The sequence below is a fragment of the Pleurocapsa sp. CCALA 161 genome (genome assembly GCF_003003995.1).
Classification (GTDB): domain Bacteria; phylum Cyanobacteriota; class Cyanobacteriia; order Cyanobacteriales; family Xenococcaceae; genus Waterburya.
Map to the genome: position 1 here is coordinate 35300 of NZ_PVWF01000016.1, position 22900 is coordinate 58199.

Consider the following 22900-nt stretch of genomic DNA (forward strand, 5'->3'; position numbering starts at 1 on the left):
AATGCAACCTCAAGATATTGCCAAAGAGACGGCAAAAGTTGTCCAAAACTATTTGACCTTTAAAGCGGTGCAGCTAGTTATTGCTCAATTGGCTGAAACTAATCCTCAAGAATCTATCTGGCTTAGACAGTATTCTTCGGGAGGAAAGTTGCGAGATGCCGAAACCTATATTCAGGAGATTATGTCCGAGCATAGAGGTAAAGAATTAGCTTTACGGATCATGACTGTACGCGCTGATATAGCAGAGCAAACTCTAGAATTTTTACCAGAAATGGTCACTGCTGGAATTAAAGAGAGTAATTTAGCCCATCGCCGTCATCTTTTGGAACGTCTTACTCAAACGTCTTCAGAAACAATAAATCAAGATGCTTCTGAGGCAACGGAAGAAACCGAAGATTCTGATTAGAACATATATACAGAAAAAGAAAACATGAAAACTTTACCTAAAGAGCGTCGTTACGAAACCCTTTCATTTTTACCACCTTTAACAGATCAGCAGATTGCCAAACAAATCGATTTTATGATCGATCAAGGTTATATTCCTGGTGTGGAATTTGAAAAAGATCCTACTCCTAAGCTGCATCACTGGACTTTATGGAAACTGCCTTTATTTGATGCTCGTAGTTCTCAAGAAGTATTAAACGAAGTGCGCGAGTGCCGTTCTGAATACTCTGACTGCTACATTCGAGTGGTTGGTTTTGACAACATCAAGCAATGTCAAACTGTTAGCTTTATTGTTTACAAACCTAACACCCAATCTCGTTATTAAGAAATAGAGAACTTAATTGTTAGTGATGTTTAGATGCTGGTGTATTTGACCAATCGCTAATAAAGAATTAGGGATGATTCTAGCTGTCGATGCTAGTGTCGTCCTTTTTTCTTGTGGTAGTAGCAGGAAAATTCTGAATTTAAGAAATTGCTATCCTTTTGCTAGACTAAATGGTGATAGTTTGCGATCGCCTTGAAAATATCTATCAATTGATCTGTTAAATTTTAACGCCACAAATATTTTGCTCAACTACTAACTAAACTATGCTTGCTAAACGAATCTTACCTTGTCTTGATGTAAATGCTGGGCGAGTGGTGAAAGGGGTTAATTTTGTCGATCTTAAAGATGCGGGAGATCCTGTAGAACTAGCTAAAGTGTACAATGACGCAGGAGCAGATGAACTAGTATTTCTAGATATTACTGCTACCCACGAAGATCGAGGAACAATTGTTGATGTCGTGTATCGCACTGCCGAACAAGTTTTTATTCCTTTGACTGTTGGTGGAGGAATTCAATCCTTAGAAAATATTAAAATTTTGTTACGAGCTGGTGCAGATAAGGTGAGCATTAACTCAGCAGCAGTTCGCCACCCAGAGTTAATTAATCGAGCCAGCGATCGCTTTGGCAAACAGTGTATTGTCGTCGCAATTGATGCTCGTAAACGGATCGATCCTCATAATCCTGGATGGGATGTCTATGTGCGTGGAGGACGGAAAAATACGGGCATAGATGCGATCGCCTGGGCCACAGAAATGGCTCAAAGAGGAGCTGGAGAATTACTCGTAACTAGTATGGACGCTGATGGAACTCAAGCAGGATATGATTTAAAACTGACTCGAACTATTGCCGAACAGGTGGAAATTCCAGTAATTGCCTCTGGTGGCGCGGGGAACTGCCAACATATCCTAGAAGCCTTTGAGGAGGGCAAAGCCGAAGCCGCTTTATTAGCATCCTTACTGCATTTTGGTCAGTTAAGCGTTCAAGAAATTAAATTATATTTACAGGAACATAAAATTCCCATCAGAATGATTTAAACTTCTAATCTTGAGCAAAGCTTAAATTAATTAGACTACTTATCAAAAACTAAAATTTGTATATTAAGATAGATACATGTTTACATTTCGTAAAGTATGCTGATTCCAATTCTCATATTTGATGTTGCCCTAGTGGCATGGTCGTTGCACTTAATGCAATCAGCTTTGGAACGGCAAGAATTTTCTCTAATGCTCGCTGGAACTTTAGTCGGGGCATCCGCAGCAGCCATGTTGGTAGTTTATTTTATCATCAACAGTTGTTTAGGTCGTCTTGTTTAAATTTATCTACAGTGAGTCAGATAAATGAATTGTGATAATATTGTCTTGTTAAGGGGGCATTAGCTCAGTTGGTAGAGTGCTTGCATGGCATGCAAGATGTCAGCGGTTCGAATCCGCTATGCTCCATCCTTGCCTTAAGGCTTACCATATAAACTTTTGGCAACTATAATAGCTCACTAAGCTATATGCCCAGTTTTAAGTTTAGTTATTGTGAGTTGGAAAAGGCGATCGCTCTTATGACTATTATGAAAACAGTGTTAAATGACTTAAAAGTATGAGCTTGTCTTCAATTGCTCCAATTCCACCTTACAAAGCATTAATCTTTGACTGTGACGGTACTCTAGCCGATACATTGCCTGTTCACTTCCAAACATGGTCGGCAGCGCTACAAGCAGTAGGAGCAGACATTTCTAAAGATTGGTACTACAAATACTGTGGCACTTCTGCCGAGGAGATGCTCCAAATCCTTAAAAACTTATTTGGGTATCAATTTGATTCGGCATCAGTCATTGCTAAAAGACAAAAGCACTATCAATCACTAATTAATACAGTAAAAGAAGTTCGAGCAGTTGCAGAAATTGTTCATAGTCATTACGGAAAAATGCCGATGGGGGTTGCTTCAGGTGGAGAAAGAATTGTACTTGAGGCGACACTTAACAATATCAGCTTACGCAAGTTTTTTGATGTTGTTGTGAGCATTGATGATGTGGAAAGAGGAAAACCTGAGCCAGATATATTCTTGCTTGCAGCTCAGAGATTGGGGGTTGCTCCTCAAGACTGTATTGTTTATGAAGATAGCGATGGAGGTTTAGAAGCAGCTCGTCGTGCAAGAATGCGATCAATTGATGTGCGTGTCCTGTTGCGACCTAAAATTTAAGAGACATAAGCAGTTCCAGATTGAGCGGCTAAATGTTAACGATTTGTATAAGAGCGATTAGGCTTACGCCTAGCCTTCGGATCGCTCAGTTTAAAGTTTAGTTGTTATGAGTTGGAAAAAGCGATAACTTTGTTAAGCTTCGCTAGCGCGTATCTTAAGGAACAGTTTGAAGTTGGGCGATCGCGGCATCATAATATGGCGCATCAGCGGACGGAATCGAGATTTTGGAGGGGATACAAAAACAGAAGGTGAATATAAAGAATCATTCGGGATAACATTCCACACAGGGGGATTATACAGAAAGTTTCCGTATAATAAATAGTTATACGGAATTCTTTCATAAAGAGATGGAGTGAATTTGTGAGAATCAAACTCCGCACAGCAGGTTTAGATGACCTTACCTTCATCTATGCGATTCGTCGAGATTCCATTCTTGGAGTTCCATCTGAGGCTAGTTTAAGTGATCGTCAGGCTTGGGCAGACAAGCGATCACCTAATTACTACCAAGATCGCATTACTGCTGGTCATGTCGTTATTGCCAGTTTTGAAGAAGACAATATCGGTTGGGGGAGTAGTTCCGACGATTGTATTACTGGACTATACGTTTGCTCATCATGGTGTCGCAGAGGTATTGGTCGTATAATTATGGACAGTCTTGAAATGGAAATCTTGAGACGTGGGTATACGTGCGCGAGACTAGGATCGAGTCCGGATGCTGTCAGCTTCTACACTAAGCTCGGTTATGAATCAGTTGGATTTCTGGATGAAGATAGAGCAGTTCCAATGAAGAAACATCTTAGAATAACTGACTCTAAATCTACGGCTGTATAACAAGCCTGTTGCAACGGGCAGTTTGAGAATCTTGGTTACAGTTCAAGGTTGTCTGCCGCCGTTGAACAGGGTCGTTAACAATTACTTAAGCGATCGCCTGTACCTAAATTCAGATTTAAATTTAAACCTGGTGATAAGGACTAGTTAGCTTGTCTAGTTGATTGACCAACAAACTGAGGAATAAGCCGACATCTGTGACTACACCGACTGACTCTACTGACCCGCGATCGCTTAACTTGGTGACCACCGCAGGATTAATATCCACACAGACCATTTTTACGCCCGCAGGGGTCATATTCCCCACGCCGATAGAGTGCAGCATGGTAGATAACATCAGGATCATGTCTGTTCCTTCTAAAAGTTGGGCATATTCTGACTGAGCCTTAATTAGATCCATTTGGGTATCGGGTAAAGGGCCATCATCGCGAATTGAACCAGCTAGGGCAAAGGGAATATTATGCTTAACGCACTCATACATAATGCCGTGGGTAATTACTCCCGCGTTAACTGCTTGAGCAATACTGCCGTAACGTCGTACTGTATTGATTACTTTTAAATGGTGGCGGTGTCCCCCACGCACAGGAGTGCCTTTTTGCATATCCACACCCAGGGAAGTACCCATCAGAGATTGTTCTATGTCATGAACGGCGATCGCATTTCCCCCTAGTAAGCCTTGAACATAACCGTCCCGTATCAAGCGAGAAAGGTGTTTTGCGCCTCCTGTATGGATGACCACAGGGCCTGCTGTCACGACAACTTTGCCACCGCGATCGCGAATTTGGCGTAGTTCCCAAGCGATCTGCTCAACTACTAATTCAACTCTCCTTTCACTAGATACCCCCGCACCCATGAAGCTAAATTCTTCTTTGGCTTTTAGTTCTCGATTGGACTTTTTCCGCACAGTACGAATCCCTTCTACGCCGACTACAACGCGATCGCCCTGCTTTAAATCCCTAAGAATGCGACATTCTGCTGTTACGCCATGGCTACCGTCACTAATGACAATTGCCCCATCCATGCGTTGCTTTTGGACTCGAATCCATTGACCACTAATCTTGACTTCGGTGGGATAGATATTGCTGACATAGAAGTCATCGGGGGCGACTCCATCGAGATCGCAGGTTTCCACGATCGCATTATCCACCTCCTGGTTAGCAGTAACCGCGCCCAGTTCAATCAACTGAGTCATGATTTTTTCCATCACTTCATGGTCAGGGGCTGATACGCGCACTTCTGCACTAGAGGTACTTTGTCTTTCTACACCCAGGTTAAAGTTCAAAACTTTAAAGCTACCGCCATTGTCTACTACCAGGTCTAGAGAACGATTCATAATCCCTGCATCCAAAAGATGTCCTTCCATGTGCAGTACACGGCTTTCTACGGGGGTACTGGCATGAACATCTGGCAATACAGGCTCATTAATTCTCAGGGTGAGACATTTAGCTGCACCACCAGCTTTGAGAAATTCAGTGAGAGGAGTTTCAATTACTTCAAAGCCAACATCAGCTAAACGTTGTTTAAGACTATCACTCGCCTTATTCATCACTACCGACTGCCCAACGTTGACAGAATTACAGGCAAAATTAATCGCATCTGTTTCGGCGATCGCAATACGCTTCTCGGCTGGGACACGTCCTTCGATGATGTGATTGGAATAGGAGTCAAACGCCCCAGGATAGTAAAGTAGATAGCCTCCTGACAGCGGACAGAAACAGGTGTCTAAATGGTAAAAGCGATCGTCAATTAAACGCAGGGATAAAACTTCAATATCTAACCACTTAGCTAGATAAGGATGAGAATCTAATTCAGAACGGAAACCATAGCCCGCCCATAACCATCGTCCTTCACGGTCGAGTAATGCATCTCCTGCACCTTCAAAGGGTAAGTCTTGAGGTAGTTCAAAGACGTTAAAACCATTGTCTTCAAACCACTGTTTAAAATAGGGTTCTTCTCCCTGACGTTCGGGATGGTAAAAACGACTAAGAACTGCATTATCTCCTAATACCAACCCCGCATTGGCGGTAAATACCATATCGGGAACACCTGGTTGTCCTTGAACTAGATCTACCTGGGCAATGTCATTCAGGACAAAATTTAGTTTTGACCATTGTTCTACCGCCTTGTCACGGGAAGATTTATGAATATTGCCTTCCATCCAAGGATTGATCACGTAGTCTACATCGTAGTGATCGGGAGCGCACATTAAGATGCGAATTGGTTCAGTCATATCGATTTTATGTGTGAGTAGGTAAAAAAGATCAAACAGTTTAAGAATTAAGCATTAGCTACCAGTGTATTGAGCAATCCAACCCCCAAATAAGAAAGCATTGTAAAACTTGGCGATCTGACTAAATCCAGCAGCCTCTAGCAGTTCGATGATTCTGGCTTCGGTGACAAAGTGGATTGAGTTACTAATAGAAGTCTGAAATTTGGCTTCTGCTTTGGTTCTAGTTTCATCATCTAACTGACTAAAATAAAGAACCTGCCAAGCTTTAGTAAATTGACTAAAGTAAGACGCTGATCGATCCCCATAAATATCGGCAAGGATAAATTTTGCGCCAGGCTTTAGACGTTGAGTAATGTCTTGTAATAGCTGTAATTTAGCTCCATCATCAGTCAGAAAATGCATCACTAACATTAGGGTAGCTGCATCCATCGGTTCGGTTTCAGGTAAGCTATTTACATAACCCGTATGTAAATTAACTCGCTTTTGTAACCCTTGAGCAGTAAGTTCTGCTTGAGCGATCGCCATCATCTCTGAGGCAGGATCGACACCCGTTAAGAACCATTCTGGATTAGGCTTTGAGTAATTAACCAACTCCATCCCCGTACCCGAACCAACAATCAACAGCCTTGCCGATTTACTGAGGCTAGTTTGTAATAAACTCTGTGTCATTCCATGGAGAGACTCATAGCCTGGAATCGATTTACGGATATCAAGATCGTATTGACTAGCGCGCTCGCGATCAAATTCAATTTTTGCCTCTGTCATATCTGTATCTTAGCCAAAATCGATTGCACGTTGGACTCTATCAGACCTGAATTATCCTACTATGAAAAGCGTCTGCTTAATGTATCTTAAGTCTCAATCATGTTAAGCAATGGTGACATCCAGCCGATCTCAACTAAGACTTTTAACTTTTGTTTTTAGGTGCTGTACGATGTTCACCAAAATATTTTTCACTACGATAACGCAGCCAAATTCTTAGCTGTTGGGGAATTTGCTCTTTTTGTTCTGGAGTCAAAGTATTGTAAAGGGCGATCGCTTTCTCTCTTTCCCCACGACAAGCAGCATTATTATGAGCATCCCAGTAACTCCTCGCTACTCGAATACGCCGACATACTTCCTTAACTAATGCTTTGCCCTTTAATTCTTTATTTTTATTTTTCTTAGCAACCATTATTTAGTTTCAAGGCAACTTAAGGCTATTCGGATAATGTAGATTTGATCTATTGCTATGGGGAAGTAGGGAATTAGGGAGGTAGGGAGATCATATGATTATTGCCCCAAGTCCCCAAGTCCACAAATCCCCAATCTTCTAGCGATAAACTTGAGCTAATGCAGCACTAATAACCAAAGAATCGGCACCTGATAAACAAGCCTTCTCGGTAATATAGCGTTTCCAGGCTTTTGTACCTGGCTGTTCGGCAAATAGCTGTAACATATGACGAGTAATCGAATTAAGTCTTATTCCCTTGCCCAGCCAATAGTCGATATAGGGTAACATCCCTTCAACAATTTCTGCTCGAGATTTGACGATCGCATCCTCGCCAAATATATCTCGATCTACCGTAGCAAAAAGATAAGGGCGATCGTAAGCAGCACGCCCAATCATGACCGCATCTACCGATTTCAAGTGCGCTTGAGTTTGCTCAATGTTAGTAATCCCACCATTAATTTCGATCCAGAGATGAGGAAAATCTTGCTTCAGACGATAGATATCTTCATAACGTAATGGGGGGACATCTCGGTTTTCCTTGGGACTCAAACCCTGTAGCCAAGCTTTACGAGCATGAACGCTAAAGTTAGTACAGCCAGCCTCAGACACAATCCGCACAAAGTTAACCATGTCTTCATAGCGATCGCATTCATCTACGCCAATCCGATGTTTAACCGTCACAGGAATACTAACCGCCTGCTGCATCGCCTCAACTGCTGTAGCAACTAATTCTGGTTGGGTCATTAAACAAGCGCCAAAATTACCGTTTTGCACTCTAGGGCTAGGGCAACCAACATTGAGATTTATGCCATCATAGCCCCAATCTGCGCCAATTTTGGCACATTCTGCTAACAAAGTGGGATTATCCCCCCCAATCTGCAACACTAAAGGTTTTTCTACGGCAGAAAAGTCTAGTAGCTTAGGGCGATCCCCGTGTAGAATTGCTTGAGCAGTAATCATCTCGGTATAGAGTAGAGTACGTCGAGTAATTTGGCGCACAAAGTAACGATAATGGCGATCGGTGCGATCCATCATCGGTGCAATACTTAGAGGTAAATTAATTTTGGTTTGATTATTTCGGCTACTGTTCATTGAGTAATTATGCTAAAAGCTTATAGCTATAAGATCGGCGATCGCTTCTAGAGCATCAATGATCTATATATCTATTATTGGTCTTTTTCATCACGCTAATAATGTGTGTCCCGCTATCCAAACAGCCATCTTCAGCACAAAAATCTAGCTCCCACCTAAGAAAGTTCGCCCATGCATCGGTAGTTAACATTTCCTCTAGCAATTCATGACGATTAAGACTCAAATAATTAGAAGCTGACATCGCCATAATTTCGCATTGATGGCTTTGGCATAATTGCTTTAACTCTTTTGCCCGATACATTTTAAGCTGATGTCCATTATTAGTGCTTCCATTAAGAAAGCCATTAGTATTCACTCGATCGACAAGTCGCGTAAAATTGGGGATTTCTGTTATGGCTTCAAATTTTGCTTGAGTTGTGCCAATCAAAGACATCACGCTGAGTAATAAATAGCCTTCAGGTTTTAATACTCGTAGCATTTCATTTAGAGCAATATTAGCTTGTTCCAAAACGTAGCTTAATGCACCGCCATAACAAACGACGACATCAAAGGTTGCTGCTTCAAACATGCTTAGGTCAATAATATCAAGCTGTACGCGCGAACTTACCGATGTTTCACTCTGATATTCCACAGCATATTTCTGGTTGAGTTTAAGCTGTTCAAAAGATATATCCCCAACCGTAATCAATGCACCTAGTTTGGCAAGTTCAATCGTAAATCGACCTGCACCTGCACCGACTTCCAACACCGAATCGCTTGTTTTGACGTACTTTTGCAGATAATGCTGGTGAATGTGAAATGAAACTAGTGCAGCAGGACTTTTGCTAAGTCGATCCCACTCTTGTTCGCCATAAGAATCGTAAAAAGCTGCAACTTGCACTGGATTATATTTCACAATCAATCAAGATAATTTTGTTTGATATCGCCATTTCCAATCAAAACCTATCACAATTTATTAGTGATTAAAAACCGCGATCGCAATTTCATAAGTAGTTCTATTGCAAAAAATTGCAAAAAATAGTGAGAAGACCTGCTTTTGGGGTTCTGTCCGTGTTTCGATCCCAAAAGCAGGTCTTTATAAAGTTCACTCCTCACCACATTTAAAATTCTTACCTATTAGCCCAATAAACTCTCTTAGAGGTGTAACAGTTTAATGATTGTCACTGCATATTTAGCAATGAGCAATTAATTAATTTTTTATTTACAATCCTCTTCTTTCAAAAAGAGGTAATTGCTCACTGTTGACTGTTGAATGACCAAAAGTTTAGCTGTCAGTGCAAGGTACTAATACTAATTAAACTGATTCTGGATAATTACTTGTTCTAAAATAGTCACTGCCTGCTCTATTTCGACTGCCGATACTACTAAAGGAGGAACAAAACGGAGTACCTTCGCCCCAGCAGGAGCAAGCAACAAACCTTTATCCATTGCTGCTTTAACTACCTGTATCGAAGTAAGATCGATATCTGAGCGTAATTCCAGACCGTTAATTAGACCCCAGCCACGAACTTCCGTAAATAAATGAGGGTATTTTTTGGCGATCGCTCTTAATCTCACCCGCAGTTGTTCTCCTCGCTGCTGAACGTTTTGGAGGATATTTTCCTCTGTCAAAGTTTGCAGCACAGCTAAAGCAGCAGCACAAGCAAAAGGATTTCCGCCAAAAGTACTGGCATGGTTGCCTGGCTCAAACGCAGCACAGGATTGTTTACAGAGCATTGCACCAATGGGAATACCACCTGCTAAACCTTTGGCGCTAGTCAAAATATCTGGTTCAATTCCTAAATTTTCATAACCCCAGAGTTTGCCGCTTCTACCAATGCCTACCTGTACCTCATCAAAAACCAGTAAAATACTATTTTCGTCGCAAATTTTACGTAGTTTCAGAAAATACTCCAAATCTCCAGGGCGCACTCCTCCTTCCCCTTGTAGAGGTTCGATCATAATTCCCACTACTCGACTCAAAGTACCTTCATCCAGGTCAGTAATGGCGTTTTCTACCGCAGTAATATCGTTATACGGTACGTAGGCAAAGCCAGGCATAAGAGGGCCAAAACCTTTTTGATATTTTTCTTGTCCTGTAGCGGTAACGGTTGCGAGGGTGCGCCCATGAAAGCTAGCTTTAGCAGTGAGAATAATCGGATTTTCTACCTTGTCTAAATAGGTATGGGCATATTTTCTGACTAGCTTAATTGCCGCTTCGTTAGCCTCCGCGCCGGAATTGCAGAAAAATACTTTGTCCATGCAGGAGTGATTAACTAACCATTCTGCTAGCTGCCCCTGTTCGGGAATATAATATAAATTTGAAACATGATGTAGCTTTTTGATTTGCTCGGTAACAGCTTTAATTAAGGCTGGATGAGCATGACCTAGAGTACAGGTGGCAATTCCAGCCACAAAGTCAAGATACTCTTTACCTTCGGTGTCCCAAAGACGGCAGCCTTCTCCTTTGTCGATGGCAATGGGAAAACGACCATAAGTTTGCATTACGCTCTGGTCAAAGCGATCGCGATCAAATTCAGTGATGTTTAAAGTAGTTAGAGAATTGTTAATGGCTGTAGATTGAATCACAAGATACCCTTGAATAAAGATTATTTTGACAGAATGATGTGTAAAAAGACGGTTATTATTTGATAAAACTAATCTAATGTGGTTTGATTTTAATTCCAATTTAATCTTAATGTAATTAATTTTGGGAAAAGAGTGTTATCAAATACAGCAGCGCTGAATATTGAATGTATAGTTACACTTTTGAGGAAAAGTATGGTCGTTTACGCCAGGAGTTAATCAGGGGAGGGGTAGTATTAGCTAGTATCGTACTGGTGGGTACTTTCTGGTTCTGGTTAGTTGAAAAGTGGACTTTTACTGAGTCAGCCTATATGACCATAATTACTCTATCTACGGTAGGGTTTTTGGAGGTGCATCCGTTAGGAGCAAGAGGGCGATTATTCACCATAGCTCTGATTTTAATGGGTTTATTCACCATTGGTTATATTGTCAATCGTTTTACTGAAGCCCTAATCCAAGGGTATTTTCAAGAAGGAATCAGACTGAGGCAGGAGAAGAGTTTGATTGAATCTCTAGATCAACACTATATAGTATGTGGTTTTGGGCGTACAGGTCGTCATGTTGCCAGCGAATTTTTTGCAGAAGGTATTCCCTTCGTTATTATTGACGACAATGTTGAAGAAGTTGAAGAAATTAAGCAGCTTGGCTATACGGTAATTTTAGGAGATGCAACTTTAGATGAATCATTAATTCGCGCTAGAATTGAATGTGCAAATTGTCTAGTCACCGCCTTGCCTTCAGATGCCCAGAATCTTTATACAGTGCTGTCAGCTAAGACCCTTAATCCACGGATTAGGGCGATCGCTCGTGCCAGTAATGAAGAAGCGGTTCAAAAACTCCAGCGTGCAGGAGCTGATGCGGTGGTTTCTCCCTACATTACGGGAGGAAAAAGACTAGCAGCAGCAGCATTAAGACCCCAGGTGATGGATTTTGTGGATGGGATTATTGCGGGGTCTAACAGTTCTTATTATATGGAAGAATTTTTAATTGACTCAGCAGCCTGTCCCTATGTTGGTCAAACCATTAGAGACGCTAAGTTACGCTCCCAGTCAGGGGCGCTAGTCTTGGCAATTCGTCGCTTTGACGGCAATTTAATTGCTGGGCCTGATGGAGATACGAAAATTCTCGAACGTGATGCCTTAATCTGCATGGGAACGGCAGACCAACTGCGAACCCTCAATAAAATTCTTGGTCCAATTAATCCTAATGCTGGGTTAAGACTACCGAAAAATCAATAGACAAGACTTTTTAAGCTTTTTTAGGCTTATTTTAGCTAGAGTAGAATTTTAATTCTTTGTCCTGTGTCATTAGATAATCTAGATAATCTGGTCGATAAATTAAATCCCTTGAAAACTAAGGCATTGTCTTTAGTTCATCAAGCTACCGAAAAAGCGTCCTCCGCCGACAATTATTTGATGGAGAGGATTGGTAACTCAATTGGTTCTTCCATAGCTGTTTGGTTGAACCAACATCCTTTGGTCGCATGGTTAGTTAGTCATCCTGTCATGGCTATGCTGATCAGTTTAGTTGCCATCATTTTGGTGGTTAGATTACTCCTCACAATTTACCGAGCGATCGCCAGCGCCATAGATCGTCTTTGGCTGGCAATATTGCGATCGCCTTTGCGGTTACTCAAATTTCTGTTTGGCTGGCAGCCAAAGCCCAAAACAATTACATCCAACACCACAGTAACTAACTACGAAGTAACCAGCGACTCTCAACAGCTTCAGGAAATCATGGCTCGTTTAGATCAAATTCAACAACAGCAGCAGGAAATAATTCGCGAGCTAGCACTCTTGAAACAACCGTTAACTATTGAACCACAGCATCTACAGTTAGTAGAAAAGAAAATCAGTAATCAGTAAAATTAATCATTACTTATCTTTAAGAAAAATTTGATAACCAATTCCTGCAATAATTCCTGCCAGGATTAAATAGGTAATCCACATCCCGATTAAAAAGCCCACTCTAATCATGGCAATTCCCGCCACCACGAACCCAACAAATTTAGCAAACTTGACTATTTTTCTGCCAAATTTCTGAATTGAATTATCCGTAGGATGATGTTTTTTCGTCTTATGTAAAGGCGGTTCCCCAGCAATCACTTCAGTCTCCAACTCGCGCAATCTTAATTCTCGTTTTGCCTGTAATTGGGCTTCTCTACGCTTATATTCGCGCTCTTTGTCCTCGGGAGTATTCATCAGACCAGCTCTTTAATATATTCATTACTAACTACTAGATTATCAATTATTAGATTGTGTTGCTCTGTAAGCCGTGACAATTTTCCCTTGATAAATTAAAGTCTGTATCCCCCAAAATAAAGAGATCAACCTTAACTTAAAATTAATTGCTGACGATGGACATGAAGTAATTGCATCTCAACCTTAGCAATCTTTTCCAACATATAAACCAGATTATCTGGCGAGAGGTTAGTACCATCATTGCGACAGCTACCAGTAAAGCGAATTATGGCTTGATTATTGTCTGCTGATTCTAAGGTAAGGGCAAATAGGCGATCGCGTAAGTTTATTTGTTTTTTATTCCCCGACTTAGTAAATTTCTCCCAAAGAATTACCTGAGCATTATTAATCTCATCAATCCATTCTTGCCAAGGAGTTTCTAGATCTGCTGTATCTTCTGCTAGCTTGAGAGTAATTAAATATTCGGCGCGATCCATGATCCGACTAGCGTTAGGGGACTTAACATCTACTTCTTGTACCTTATAAATCGGCACATTTTCGGGTAATTGACCCGCTAATCTGATCTGGAATTCCTCAACATCCATGTCTTCGGTTAATTCAAAATCAACTATTTCTCCGTTGCTGGTAATACCCAGAGATAGGGCGTTAGCAATAGAAATTTTCGGTCCAGGATGATATCCTCCTGTAAAAGAGATCGGTAAAGCTGCACGACGGATAGCGCGATCAAATAAGCGCACTAGATCTAGGTGGCTAATTAGGCTCATCTCGTCAATTTTGCCAAACCACATCCTAATCTTTTGTTCTTTATCTTGATTGGGTTTAAAGTGTCCAGCAAACTTAGGAATAGCAGGGGGTTTAACCACAATATTATGTCCAAAGTCTGTGCCACATACACCACAGTGAGAACAACCCTCAAAGGCACAGTCAGGGACAGTGGCAGCATCCAATGCCCTTTGTAAGTCTTCTTTGAGCCACTGTTTATCTATGCCCGTATTAATATGATCCCAGGGTAGCGCTGCATCGGTAGCATCTGCGATAGTTGCATCACGATCTTGAAAGATATTCCACTCGCCGTTTTCTACCTGACGGTATTTCCAGGTTAGATCTGCTTCGGCGATCGCTTGCGACCAAGCACCATATGCTTTATCTAAATTCTCCCACCAGGAATCCATCCCTGCACCTAACTCCCAGGCACGTTTGACTACAGAAGCTAAACGGCGATCGCCTCTACCAACAAAGTCTTCCATGGCTGAGATACGGACATCGGTGTAGTTAACTTTAATTCCCCGTACTCGTCGAAATTCATCTTTGAGTAGTTCCTGTTTCCGTTTGAACTCACTAGTTGATACAGAATGCCATTGAAAAGGCGTGTGTGGCTTGGGAGTAAAGTTAGAAATGGTGATATTAAAGTTGAGGCGTTTATTACTCATCTGACTACACTCACGGCGCAACCAGCGTACTGTATCGACAATCCCCACCACGTCAACGTCAGTTTCGCCAGGTAAGCCAATCATAAAGTAGAGTTTTACCTTATTCCAGCCACGGGTGACGGCGGTTTGAATCCCCCGTAACAACTCTTCGTTGGTCAATCCCTTATTAACTACATCCCGCATCCGCTGAGTTCCAGCTTCAGGTGCAAAGGTTAGCCCCGACTTGCGTATACCGCCAATAATATCGGCAATATTGTCATCAAAACGATCTACCCGTTGGCTGGGAAGAGATAAAGAAATATTCTCCTCTTGCAAGCGGTTTTTGATCTCCATGCCTACCGCAGGTAAAGCTAAATAGTCTGAACAACTCAAAGAAAGTAAAGAAAACTCATTGTAGCCTGTTGCCCGCATCCCCTTTTCGATCGCATCTACCACTTTTTCTGGTTCAACATCTGTTGCGGGGCGAGTTAACATCCCTGGCTGGCAAAAACGACAGCCACGGGTACAGCCTCGTCTAATTTCTACCGTCAGGCGATCGTGTACGGTTTCAATATAGGGTACTAAGCCAATCGAATAGGCGGGAATCGGCGTAGCTACCCGACGCAAAACCCTTTTAGGCACATCTTTGGTAATGCGATCCACAGAGCCATCTTCTGCCATCTCATAAAATCTGGGTACATATACCCCAGGAACTTGGGCTAAATCAAGTAATAACTCCTCTTTACTCAATCCTGCTGCTTTACCTTCTTTGATAATTAACCCAATCTCAGGTAATAATTCTTCTCCATCACCCAAAGCAATAAAGTCAAAGAAATCAGCATAAGGTTCGGGGTTGGAAGTAGCGGTTTGTCCTCCTGCAAAAATCAAGGGATAATCTCCTGTATTCCTTTCCTTCCAGGTAAGGGGAATCTGCGCCAAACTCAGCATTTCTAAGATATTTGTCGCCCCCAGTTCATAGCTAAGACTAAAGCCTAAAATATCAAAGTCTTGGAGCGATCGCTTTGATTCTAAAGCAAACAAGGGTGTATGAGTCTCTCTTAACTTGGCTGATAAGTCTGGCGCAGGAAGATATGTGCGATCGCATAACTGTTGCGGTTGCGCGTTAATAATATTGTAGAGAATAATATGACCCAGATTTGATGCCCCTACCTCATAAACTTCAGGATAAGTCAACACCCATCGCACCTCGGCATCTGTCCAAGGCTTATGTACTGCACCAAGTTCGTTACCTAAATATCTGGCTGGCTTGGCTATAGTTGAATCAATGGGACTATCACTTATCAGGGTCAAAACTTAAATCTCCTAATGGATAAAGTAATTATCTTAAATATCTACTATATCGAATATTTGGAGGTTCTTATCTAAGTAGACAAGCTACTAATTGCTCATAAAACCAAAAAATTTGGCTGCACCGCCAAGAATTACTAAAATTAGTCCTACTAATACACCACGATTAGTAAATTCTTGGTTACTAACTCTTTTGTCTAATCCGCTTACCGTAGCTTCTAAGGCATCTATTTTTCCTGAAAGTCTTTCATCGACTGATTTAATTTGACCAGATAATTTTTCATCGACTGACTTAATTTGACCAGATAACTTTTCATCAACTGATTTAATTTGACCAGATAACTTTTCATCAACAGCATTAATTTTGCCTTCTAGCCTGGCTTGACCTACTTTTAATTCTGTAACGTCGTCCGTCAGTTTATCTAGCTTGCCATCTAATTTATCAAGTTTTTGATCGAACTTAGCAAAGATTTCTTTCAAGTCAGACTCAATCTGAATACTCATTGATGTTATCTATAATTTAATTTAGGCATACTCTACTATTTTAATTTTAAGTTGCTAACTAAACTGTTAGACATCATTGCTGCTGGAGAAAATCGGTAAATGCCCAAACTGCATGAGAAAGATCGGTATCTTTGGGGGTTGCTGCCACCACAATGCGCTGAAGAGGTTGGGGTAACTGACAGATAGTAACTCCTTCAGGCAGATAAAACACTGATAGTTGAGGCAGAATAGCTGCACCCGATCCCGTAGCAACCAGACTAACAATAGTATCGCTTTCGCGAACTTGTTCCGATGGACTGAACTGATACCCTGCCGATTCAAAGTAATGTTTGATCTGTTTAAAACAGCTATTTTGATTGGGATAAGAAATAATTGGGATTGACAGCAGTTGTGTCCAGCTAATACACTGTCCGTCTGATGATGTATCCAGCTTTAAATTTGGTGGCAATAAGACAACGTAATTATCCCGCAGCACTTCAATCGTAGCCAAATCTTTAGAAGTGGGCAAAATTGTCAAACCGAGATCGGCTTTACCCTCATAAACCATTTGTTCGACTTGAGGACAATCTTTTTCTTCCACAATTTTGACTTCAATTTGGGGATGCTTAGATTGAAACTCGGCTTTAATTTTAGGCAGTAACTGCGCTGCTGCACCACGAAAGGCAGAAATTCGTACTTTTCCCCCACCTAAGCTTTTACATCGGTTAGCTTCCTGTTTAATATCTTCAACCGACTGTAATACGCGATCGCAGTGCCTTAAGACGCTTTCACCTGCGGGAGTAAGATTTACCCCTTTTTTGCCTCTAAACAGTAATTGCACCCCTAAATCTGCTTCTAAAGTAGCGATCGCATGGCTTACAGTAGGCTGGGTAAGATCTAATTCAACTGCTGCCTGACTAAAATTACCGCACCTTGCCACGGCGACAAATGATCTAATCTGAGAAAGTTTCATGAGACGCGATGTTCACCAGTTCTTTAATTTAATGATATACCTGGCGATCTTTTAATCTTGTCATCAATTTACAGCTTAAAACCAACTACTTTACAGCCGACGTAAAGAATATTTAGTTAACAGTTTAAGTTTTTATGGTTCAGATAGAGACGACGAAGACGACGAAGACGATGGGGACAAAGGTTCAGTAACAGGGGCAAGAGGAACAGTGTCAGAATTGCTTGGGGATGATTCAAGCAAGCTGTCATCTTCTAGAGGTTCGATCAGGCTGTTGTCTTGAGTATCATGATAATTGTTGCTAGAAGCAGGCGCACTATAGTCGGGAATTGAATGATCTATTGAATCATTTGAATCATTCATGGATTGCTGGATTGCTCGATTGCGATCGACACTTGATTCAAAATTATTAATTGGACTTTGACTTGTTTTAGGAACTAAGTCTTCGCTACCAGTTTCAATTTTAGTAGGTGGGTTGGAATATGTTCCAGTAGGAATACCAGTCGTTGAATCAGTGTTACTGCCTGCACCACTAGATTCAACTGAGGGGAATGGTGCAGATTTAATCTGATCTGTGCCTGTTCCTCCCAAGGAGTCAGTTTCTGTTTTAGATTCTCCTGCGGTATCGGTTGAATCAGCACGAAAAGATGAATAAACAAATCCGCCAATACTTAACGAAGTTATGAGCAAAAGGCTGACGCCAGCTAGGAAGGGTACTGATTTATAATTATCTAGCATTGGTTTTAATTTTCAAAATCTCTTGCCTTTTAACCTACCTAGCAATAGTAAAACAACCGATTATTGCATCTGGTTAGAGTAGTTGAATAAATTTAATTTGTTATAAAGGAGAAAATTATATTTAATCATATTTATTGGTATGAAGTATCAAAGATGTAGACCAGAAAAACGAATTTATCGTAACTTAGCTTTGGGCATTATTACTTTTATTCTTCTGGCAACAGTCTTGCCTATAATGACTTCAGCAAGTATCTCGTAATCGTTGTTTTGAATATAACCATCCTGTATTTATCGATACGGTATTTATTTGAATAATTGCATATTGTATACAAGTCAGTAAAAAAGTAAAGGTTTGAGCCTTTTGATTTAAGGTGAATTACGCATTTGATTTCTCCGTAGTTTGGGAAAATATTGATGTCTTGCTGGCTGGAGTTTGGCTAACTTTAAAAATTTCGCTGTTGGCGATCGCTTTTGGACTAGCTATTGGGATTGTGGGTTCTTTATGTCGAACTTCTGGTAATAAAATTTTTAATGCGATCGCTTTGGCTTATGTCGAGATTATTCGCAATACGCCTTATTTGATTCAGCTATTTTTGATCTTTTTTGGCTTGCCCAATCTGGGTATTAAGCTATCGGCAGAACAAGCAGCAATTCTCTCTCTAGCAGTTAATTTTGGAGCCTATTCTACAGAAATCATACGTGCTGGAGTCGAAAGTATTGCCAAAGGACAATGGGAAGCAGGTTTAGCAATTGGCTTTAAGAAACTGTCGGTGTTTCGTTATATTGTCATTCCACCAGCTTTAGCTAACTTTAGCTAACATCTATCGAGCTTTAATTGGTCAAGTAATCCTGGCTGTTCTATTCACTAGCGTCGTCAGGCAGATTGCCGCCGAGGATTTAACCTATGCAGGAGATTACTTAAACTCTCGTACTTTTCGTAGCTTTTTTCTGGGGGGCAACAACAAAAAGTTGCGATCGCTCGTGCCTTAGCCATGCAGCCTAAAGTAATGCTGTTTGACGAACCTACTAGCGCACTCGATCCAGAGATGGTTAGAGAGGTATTGAATGTCATGAGAGGTTTAGCAGAATCAGGGATGACGATGGTATGCGTTACCCATGAGGTTGGCTTTGCCCGCGAAGTAGCCGATCGCATTATCTTTTTATTTGACTTAAATTTTAAGGATGAACGTTTTGTTTATACTCATATAGTAAATGAAGACATTCGCTCAAGCCAAGGTGGTTAGATCCCAATAGTATGATCGGAAATTGAAATTACTGGTAAGTTAGACAGCGATCGCCTTCATGAGTCAATGTTTTTACTGATTGTGCTTGAAGATGCATTGGCAACTTTTACTTTCAATTGTTCACTACCTACACTGTAACTGGCTAAACAAATGTAGTATTTTAAGTACTCAAACTCTTGATTGACTATATGACCTCAAATAAACCGACTGCCGTCACAACTATTAGACCGATCGCAGCTAGTTCAATTTACGGTATGGTGTTCCATGAAGATTTTATTTGGGCGATTGACTCTAACAATGGTTATCTATTGCAAATCGATCCAGCCACAGATAACACGACTATTCTTAACAGTCGTACTTGTCTGGATTTCATCGGTGCAACAGGTTTAGCCATTACTGATGATATTCTCTGGTTTACTAACGGTGAATATGTTTACTGTTGTTCCTTAATCACTAAAGATTTTGAACCGCAGTTATTTTTACATTTAGATGGCGAGCTTAACGGGATTGCTGTTTCAGGATCGACGATTTATTTGACTAGTCAAAGACAGGGCAAAATTCTCGTTTATGATCGAAATCGAGCCAGCAAGATTACGCATTTTTATGCGCCAGGTATCGGTTTAGAAAATATTACCGTTAAATCAGAAGAAATCTGGCTGACGGACACCCTAGAGCAAACCGTTTACTGTCTAGATCGAGCCACAGGAGAAACGATTTTTAGCGTCTTGACTCCTTTTGTATCCCCTACAGGATTAGCATTTAACTCTGATGATGAAGGGAAAGAAACTCTCTATGTTGCTTATGCAGATCGAGAAGTTTATATTCGTGATAATCCTAACGCCGAACCCAACTACGAATTACAATATCGCGATCGCACTTTTATTCATCCCCTCTATTTCCATTACAGTCGCCAGCACAACTATGCTTTATCTAATGGCTATCTAGTGGAGATGTCCTACAGCGAAGAAATCTCTCCCCTAGATCCAGTTGCAATCGACAATTTAGAATGGCGTATTGCCCTACCTGCGGAAACAGATCGACAAAAAATTCGCTCCGTTCAGGCGATCGGCTTACCCTTTACTGAAGAAGTTAAAGAGGGACAGCGCATTGCCGTATTTAAGTTTGATAAGTTTAATTCTGAACAGCGTTATATATTTGGCTGGAAGGCAATTTTAGAAGTTTGGAGTATTAAATACCAAATTAAGCCCGATGATTGCGAAAAAATACCTCAGCTTAGTCCAGAATATCAGCAAAAGTACCTGCAAGATAACGATAATCTGGCAATGGACACGGAGATTATTAAGCAGGCTGCCAAAATAGCGATCGGCTCAGAAACTAATCTTTTGCGTCAGGTATATAGTATTCGCAACTACGTCTATGACAAATTAGCCTACGGTATCAAACCCCATATTGATACCCCTGACATTGCCCTTAAACGAGGAATAGGTTCGTGCGGGGAATATCTTGGTTTACTTTTGGCTTTATGCCGTCTTAACGGTATTGCCTGTCGCACCGTCGGTAGATACAAATGTCCTGGCGATCCTCTCAAACGCAACCTACCTCTTCAGCCAGACTATAATCACGTTTGGATGGAGTTTTATCTTCCTGGCTATGGCTGGCTACCAATGGAGTCTAACCCCGACGATCTATTTGAAGGAGGTCCATATCCCACCCGCTTTTTTATGGGGTTATCTTGGTATCATGCCGAAATGGCAAAAGATACTTCCTTTGAGTTTATTACTAGTGGAGGGATAAAAATCGATAAAGAAACGGTTTCTATTGGGGATTTGTCCTTAAATCATATTAGATTTATGATTTTGGCAGAATTACAGCCTGAAGAATCAAGTAACTAACCTCAGTTGGGGATTTAGTTTAAATCTGATTAAACAAATATTAGCAACAAACTTTATTGGCGCGATCGCGACTACTCCAGTTCTACTTCTTCTCGCTCTTCAGAATCCGAATGTTTCGGCTAGATTAAAACTTATCTTTTCAGAATCCTGCTCACACAATTTACCAATGATTTTAACCACTAATGAATTGTCTAAAGTAAACAGCTTCATTCTGATGATTGAGGGTGAATTCAGCCCCGCTGCAACTAAATCGTCTATTTCAACATCTAATGGCCAGGGATGATGTAATGAACTAGTAATCATTGCCAAGATACTTTTATCGATTGTTAAGCTAGATGAATCGCTCAAAATCAAAGCTGGTCTTCGTTTATTAGCATTGCGATCGGTGAAGGGGAAAGGAACGACGACGATCTCATATTGTTTAAAGGTCTGCATAAGCTGCCTCATCTGCTTCACTTAGCCATTCAGATTCTAAGGTCATTCCTACTGCTCCCAAATAGTCACGATCAACTTGTTCAACTTTGCTAACAACAACTTGTCCGTTTTGTTCGTGAAACTGGATGTAGTCCCCAGCCTGCAAAGCCAATTTTTTTCTAATTAGTTTAGGTATGGTTGCTTGGTGTTTAGTCGTCAATTTGGAAAATTCCATGATTCACTTGGAAAATACTACTTTAATTTAGCATACCGTAATAAAGTAATGATTTCTTACTTTATTGTTTTATCTTTCATTATTACCCAAACCATTAAGCTAGTATGATGAGCAGCGAATCCTCTAGGGCTAGTCCTTGAAGGCATATTCGCCGTATGTTAAGCTTCGCAAATTAAAAGTACCACCAGGGCATAACATCAGAAGCATTCAACTGTGAGGCTTTGATAATTTATGAATGGTAGCTTTATTGATGCCCAAGTCTACTAGTTTTTGACCCATAACTCCGACTGTTGCCAAATAAATACCCCAAGCAGTTCGATCTTCGGCAAATTGACAGTAGATTTGAATATCTGTTAGCGTTGCTTTTCCTGTAGCGATATATTTTTCTGCCAGTTGCTGCGCCGAGAGTTTCATCAGCCTAGCAATATCTGAATTGCCCGCAGCTATGGAAACATCGTTTTCTACCTGTATCTGCTGTAATTCTAATTGCTGTAGAATCGACGGTAGCTTAATTCCCAGGGCATAGTCTTTTCCTTGATTGGTAAACATCTGGCAAATAGCTTGATGTACCTTTTCTACTGATTGCTGCTGGAGTGGAGTTCCCGAAATAAATCTGGTAGCAGAAAAATCTGGTTCTTCGATTACCAGCCAACCTTGAGGCTTAAGTAACTTTAAAAGCTTGGTTAAAATGGCTTGATCTTTAAGGTGAATTAAGACATGACGCATATGAATCAAGTCAAATACGCCAGGCAAAGTAACTTGATTAATATCAGCCTCAATTACCTCAACGTTGGATAAATCATTATCCTTGATGAAACGAGTATTAAGATCCACAGCCGTCACTTTACCTGTTGTTCCAACTGTTTCTGCCATCCAACGCATCATCGAACCTGCTCCTGCACCAATTTCCAGACATTGCCAACCACTAGTTATGCCTGTCGCTAGAATACGGCGATGACTGGCAGGATCGCATACTTTTTCTAATACCTGCAATCTTGATAACTCGGACTTGAATTGAGTATTGGTAAAGATATATGCGGATTCTGTCATGATTAAGCTTAATCCCTGGATGATACCGACTGTTTAAACTCGATGCTTAAGTTCACTTGTTCTGCCGTGGCTAATACCGAACCATCGGCGTTTTCTAAGACAAAACCC

24 protein-coding genes, 1 tRNA gene and 1 pseudogene are annotated in these 22900 nt (G+C 41.0%); 12 read left to right on the top strand and 14 right to left on the bottom strand.

Annotated elements, in window-relative coordinates; translation table 11 throughout:
• The first annotated feature begins 1 nt into the window (after window position 1).
• The 7 genes from C7B62_RS05985 (at window position 2) to C7B62_RS27075 (ending at window position 3790) form a co-directional block, all read left to right on the top strand.
• Entirely contained in the window at window positions 2-406 is a 405-nt protein-coding gene (locus C7B62_RS05985) for a chaperonin family protein RbcX (protein WP_106233708.1), read from the top strand.
• 24 nt (window positions 407-430) lie between these two features.
• Complete coding sequence (locus C7B62_RS05990; protein WP_106233709.1) at window positions 431-769, top strand: ribulose bisphosphate carboxylase small subunit; 339 nt, start codon at window positions 431-433, stop codon at window positions 767-769.
• 263 nt (window positions 770-1032) lie between these two features.
• On the top strand, window positions 1033-1803 hold the full coding sequence (gene hisF / locus C7B62_RS05995) for an imidazole glycerol phosphate synthase subunit HisF (protein ID WP_106233710.1): 771 nt from the start codon (window positions 1033-1035) through the stop codon (window positions 1801-1803).
• 96 nt (window positions 1804-1899) lie between these two features.
• The gene (locus C7B62_RS06000; protein ID WP_106233711.1) at window positions 1900-2082 is read left to right on the top strand and encodes a hypothetical protein; all 183 of its coding nucleotides are present in this window, start codon (window positions 1900-1902) and stop codon (window positions 2080-2082) included.
• A gap of 53 nt (window positions 2083-2135) precedes the next feature.
• Window positions 2136-2208: transfer RNA gene (locus C7B62_RS06005), tRNA-Ala, on the top strand.
• A gap of 148 nt (window positions 2209-2356) precedes the next feature.
• The gene (locus C7B62_RS06010; protein ID WP_106233712.1) at window positions 2357-2959 is read left to right on the top strand and encodes an HAD family phosphatase; all 603 of its coding nucleotides are present in this window, start codon (window positions 2357-2359) and stop codon (window positions 2957-2959) included.
• 360 nt (window positions 2960-3319) lie between these two features.
• Window positions 3320-3790, top strand: a complete 471-nt coding sequence (locus C7B62_RS27075) for a GNAT family N-acetyltransferase (protein WP_158260635.1) — start codon at window positions 3320-3322, stop codon at window positions 3788-3790.
• 121 nt (window positions 3791-3911) lie between these two features.
• Here the strand turns inward: C7B62_RS27075 and C7B62_RS06020 are convergent, their stop codons facing one another.
• From C7B62_RS06020 to C7B62_RS06045, 6 genes are all read right to left on the bottom strand, one after another.
• A complete protein-coding gene (locus C7B62_RS06020) occupies window positions 3912-6017 on the bottom strand; it encodes a TIGR00300 family protein (RefSeq protein WP_106233714.1) in 2106 nt (701 codons plus the stop codon).
• A gap of 54 nt (window positions 6018-6071) precedes the next feature.
• Entirely contained in the window at window positions 6072-6782 is a 711-nt protein-coding gene (locus tag C7B62_RS06025) for a class I SAM-dependent methyltransferase (RefSeq protein ID WP_106233715.1), read from the bottom strand.
• Window positions 6783-6924: 142 nt separating this feature from the next.
• Window positions 6925-7191 carry a Precorrin-3B methylase gene (locus C7B62_RS06030; protein WP_106233716.1) on the bottom strand — a complete coding sequence of 89 codons (267 nt, stop codon included), beginning with the start codon at window positions 7189-7191 and terminating at the stop codon, window positions 6925-6927.
• A 138-nt stretch (window positions 7192-7329) separates the two neighbouring features.
• Window positions 7330-8322, bottom strand: a complete 993-nt coding sequence (dusA, locus tag C7B62_RS06035) for a tRNA dihydrouridine(20/20a) synthase DusA (RefSeq protein WP_106233717.1) — start codon at window positions 8320-8322, stop codon at window positions 7330-7332.
• 55 nt (window positions 8323-8377) lie between these two features.
• A complete protein-coding gene (locus tag C7B62_RS06040) occupies window positions 8378-9217 on the bottom strand; it encodes a class I SAM-dependent methyltransferase (RefSeq protein WP_158260636.1) in 840 nt (279 codons plus the stop codon).
• A gap of 395 nt (window positions 9218-9612) precedes the next feature.
• On the bottom strand, window positions 9613-10890 hold the full coding sequence (locus C7B62_RS06045) for an aspartate aminotransferase family protein (RefSeq protein WP_199194083.1): 1278 nt from the start codon (window positions 10888-10890) through the stop codon (window positions 9613-9615).
• Between the two features lie 164 nt (window positions 10891-11054).
• Between C7B62_RS06045 and C7B62_RS06050 the strand changes: the two genes are divergently transcribed.
• Both C7B62_RS06050 and C7B62_RS06055 read left to right on the top strand, forming a co-directional pair.
• Window positions 11055-12125, top strand: a complete 1071-nt coding sequence (locus tag C7B62_RS06050) for a TrkA family potassium uptake protein (RefSeq protein ID WP_106233719.1) — start codon at window positions 11055-11057, stop codon at window positions 12123-12125.
• Between the two features lie 63 nt (window positions 12126-12188).
• The gene (locus C7B62_RS06055; RefSeq protein ID WP_106233720.1) at window positions 12189-12752 is read left to right on the top strand and encodes a hypothetical protein; all 564 of its coding nucleotides are present in this window, start codon (window positions 12189-12191) and stop codon (window positions 12750-12752) included.
• 9 nt (window positions 12753-12761) lie between these two features.
• On the opposite strand, the gene C7B62_RS06060 is transcribed toward C7B62_RS06055, so the two are convergent.
• The 5 genes from C7B62_RS06060 to C7B62_RS06080 form a co-directional block, all read right to left on the bottom strand.
• The gene (locus C7B62_RS06060; RefSeq protein WP_106233721.1) at window positions 12762-13088 is read right to left on the bottom strand and encodes a UbiA family prenyltransferase; all 327 of its coding nucleotides are present in this window, start codon (window positions 13086-13088) and stop codon (window positions 12762-12764) included.
• 131 nt (window positions 13089-13219) lie between these two features.
• The gene (locus C7B62_RS06065) at window positions 13220-15808 is read right to left on the bottom strand and encodes a TIGR03960 family B12-binding radical SAM protein (RefSeq protein ID WP_106233722.1); all 2589 of its coding nucleotides are present in this window, start codon (window positions 15806-15808) and stop codon (window positions 13220-13222) included.
• An 87-nt stretch (window positions 15809-15895) separates the two neighbouring features.
• A complete protein-coding gene (locus C7B62_RS06070; protein WP_106233723.1) occupies window positions 15896-16309 on the bottom strand; it encodes a hypothetical protein in 414 nt (137 codons plus the stop codon).
• 73 nt (window positions 16310-16382) lie between these two features.
• Window positions 16383-17261 (bottom strand): LysR family transcriptional regulator, encoded by an 879-nt coding sequence (locus C7B62_RS06075; protein ID WP_106233724.1) that lies wholly within the window; start codon window positions 17259-17261, stop codon window positions 16383-16385.
• A gap of 132 nt (window positions 17262-17393) precedes the next feature.
• Complete coding sequence (locus tag C7B62_RS06080) at window positions 17394-17996, bottom strand: hypothetical protein (protein WP_106233725.1); 603 nt, start codon at window positions 17994-17996, stop codon at window positions 17394-17396.
• Between the two features lie 371 nt (window positions 17997-18367).
• Here C7B62_RS06080 and C7B62_RS06085 point away from each other — a divergent pair, with 371 nt between their 5' ends.
• From C7B62_RS06085 to C7B62_RS06095, 3 genes and pseudogenes are all read left to right on the top strand, one after another.
• On the top strand, window positions 18368-18814 hold the full coding sequence (locus tag C7B62_RS06085; RefSeq protein ID WP_199194084.1) for an amino acid ABC transporter permease: 447 nt from the start codon (window positions 18368-18370) through the stop codon (window positions 18812-18814).
• Window positions 18815-18943: 129 nt separating this feature from the next.
• Window positions 18944-19240: pseudogene (locus C7B62_RS06090) on the top strand (ATP-binding cassette domain-containing protein); the annotation flags it as partial.
• Window positions 19241-19428: 188 nt separating this feature from the next.
• The gene (locus C7B62_RS06095; protein WP_106233726.1) at window positions 19429-21093 is read left to right on the top strand and encodes a transglutaminase domain-containing protein; all 1665 of its coding nucleotides are present in this window, start codon (window positions 19429-19431) and stop codon (window positions 21091-21093) included.
• A gap of 99 nt (window positions 21094-21192) precedes the next feature.
• Here the strand turns inward: C7B62_RS06095 and C7B62_RS06100 are convergent, their stop codons facing one another.
• The 3 genes from C7B62_RS06100 to C7B62_RS06110 all read right to left on the bottom strand — a co-directional run bounded on the left by C7B62_RS06100 (window position 21193) and on the right by C7B62_RS06110 (window position 22792).
• Complete coding sequence (locus C7B62_RS06100) at window positions 21193-21528, bottom strand: type II toxin-antitoxin system PemK/MazF family toxin (RefSeq protein ID WP_106233727.1); 336 nt, start codon at window positions 21526-21528, stop codon at window positions 21193-21195.
• Window positions 21515-21742, bottom strand: coding sequence for a type II toxin-antitoxin system PrlF family antitoxin (locus C7B62_RS06105; protein WP_106233728.1), 228 nt, complete (start codon window positions 21740-21742; stop codon window positions 21515-21517). Before C7B62_RS06105 ends, C7B62_RS06100 begins: the two co-directional genes overlap by 14 nt.
• 207 nt (window positions 21743-21949) lie before the next feature.
• Complete coding sequence (locus C7B62_RS06110) at window positions 21950-22792, bottom strand: bifunctional 2-polyprenyl-6-hydroxyphenol methylase/3-demethylubiquinol 3-O-methyltransferase UbiG (RefSeq protein ID WP_106233729.1); 843 nt, start codon at window positions 22790-22792, stop codon at window positions 21950-21952.
• Between the last annotated feature and the right edge of the window lie 108 nt (window positions 22793-22900).

Bases quoted from the DNA above. Each gene is read 5' to 3' on its own strand.
- C7B62_RS05985 (WP_106233708.1), top strand. From the start codon at position 2: ATGCAACCTCAAGATATTGCCAAAGAGACGGCAAAAGTTGTCCAAAAC.
- C7B62_RS05990 (WP_106233709.1), top strand. From the start codon at position 431: ATGAAAACTTTACCTAAAGAGCGTCGTTACGAAACCCTTTCATTTTTA.
- hisF (WP_106233710.1), top strand. From the start codon at position 1,033: ATGCTTGCTAAACGAATCTTACCTTGTCTTGATGTAAATGCTGGGCGA.
- C7B62_RS06000 (WP_106233711.1), top strand. From the start codon at position 1,900: ATGCTGATTCCAATTCTCATATTTGATGTTGCCCTAGTGGCATGGTCG.
- C7B62_RS06010 (WP_106233712.1), top strand. From the start codon at position 2,357: ATGAGCTTGTCTTCAATTGCTCCAATTCCACCTTACAAAGCATTAATC.
- C7B62_RS06020 (WP_106233714.1), bottom strand. From the start codon at position 6,017: ATGACTGAACCAATTCGCATCTTAATGTGCGCTCCCGATCACTACGAT.
- C7B62_RS06025 (WP_106233715.1), bottom strand. From the start codon at position 6,782: ATGACAGAGGCAAAAATTGAATTTGATCGCGAGCGCGCTAGTCAATAC.
- C7B62_RS06030 (WP_106233716.1), bottom strand. From the start codon at position 7,191: ATGGTTGCTAAGAAAAATAAAAATAAAGAATTAAAGGGCAAAGCATTA.
- dusA (WP_106233717.1), bottom strand. From the start codon at position 8,322: ATGAACAGTAGCCGAAATAATCAAACCAAAATTAATTTACCTCTAAGT.
- C7B62_RS06050 (WP_106233719.1), top strand. From the start codon at position 11,055: ATGTATAGTTACACTTTTGAGGAAAAGTATGGTCGTTTACGCCAGGAG.
- C7B62_RS06060 (WP_106233721.1), bottom strand. From the start codon at position 13,088: ATGAATACTCCCGAGGACAAAGAGCGCGAATATAAGCGTAGAGAAGCC.
- C7B62_RS06070 (WP_106233723.1), bottom strand. From the start codon at position 16,309: ATGAGTATTCAGATTGAGTCTGACTTGAAAGAAATCTTTGCTAAGTTC.
- C7B62_RS06075 (WP_106233724.1), bottom strand. From the start codon at position 17,261: ATGAAACTTTCTCAGATTAGATCATTTGTCGCCGTGGCAAGGTGCGGT.
- C7B62_RS06080 (WP_106233725.1), bottom strand. From the start codon at position 17,996: ATGCTAGATAATTATAAATCAGTACCCTTCCTAGCTGGCGTCAGCCTT.
- C7B62_RS06095 (WP_106233726.1), top strand. From the start codon at position 19,429: ATGACCTCAAATAAACCGACTGCCGTCACAACTATTAGACCGATCGCA.
- C7B62_RS06100 (WP_106233727.1), bottom strand. From the start codon at position 21,528: ATGCAGACCTTTAAACAATATGAGATCGTCGTCGTTCCTTTCCCCTTC.
- C7B62_RS06105 (WP_106233728.1), bottom strand. From the start codon at position 21,742: ATGGAATTTTCCAAATTGACGACTAAACACCAAGCAACCATACCTAAA.
- C7B62_RS06110 (WP_106233729.1), bottom strand. From the start codon at position 22,792: ATGACAGAATCCGCATATATCTTTACCAATACTCAATTCAAGTCCGAG.